The 836-nt window shown below is 72.5% G+C and carries 1 protein-coding gene; it reads left to right on the top strand.

Annotated elements, in window-relative coordinates; translation table 11 throughout:
- Nucleotides 1–836, top strand: an 836-nt coding sequence (locus tag ACEN88_RS33020; protein ID WP_413346514.1) for a triple tyrosine motif-containing protein, incomplete at both ends; no start/stop codon positions are given.

Raw genomic sequence — 836 nt, forward strand, 5'->3', positions numbered from 1 at the left:
TTCCAGCATCGCGCCGGCGGAACAGCAGCGGGCGCTGCGCGACCCCGGGTATGCCGTCGCCTACGGCCGGCTCGATTACCGCGACGGCCTGCGCGGTACGGCCGGGGCGATCATCCCGGTGCCGTCCGCGGTGCGCAGCGACGACGGCACGCTGTGGTTCACGACGATCGGCGGCGTGTACGGCTTCGACCCGGCCGCGCTGCCGCGCAATACCCTGGTGCCGCCCGTCGTCATCACGGGACTGAAGTCCGGCGCGACCGCGTTCACGGCCAGCGACGGCACGCGCCTGCCGGCGGGGACGGACACGCTGGACGTGGACTTCACCGCGCTCTCCTACCGCGAACCCGGGCGCGTGGCCTTCCGCTACCGGCTCGACGGCGTCGACCACGACTGGCGCGACGGCGGCGAGCGGTCCGCCCACTACACCAATCTGGGGCCGGGCCACTACCGGTTCCGCGTGCTCGCGTCGAACGACGACGGCGTGTGGAACACGGAGGGCGCCGCGCTCGCGTTCGACATCGCCCCGAGCCTGACGCAGACCACCTGGTTCCGCGTCCTGTGCGTCGTGGCGGCGGTGGTCGTCGCATGGCGCCTGCAGTTGTTCTGGATGCGCCGGACCGCACGCCGGCTCGCCGTCCGCATGGGCGAGCGGACCGCCGAGCGCGAACGCATCGCGCGCGAACTGCACGACACGCTGCTGCAATCGATCCAGGGCCTGATGCTGCTGTTCTGGAGCACGGCCAGCCGGCTGACGGCGGACGCCCGCGCGCCGCTGGAAGCCGCCCTGGCGCGCGCCAACCGCGTCGTGGCCAGTCGAGTATACACAAAACAGAGCC

This window comes from Massilia sp. CT11-108, from assembly GCF_047302915.1.
GTDB classification, from domain to species: Bacteria; Pseudomonadota; Gammaproteobacteria; order Burkholderiales; family Burkholderiaceae_D; genus Telluria; species Telluria orientalis.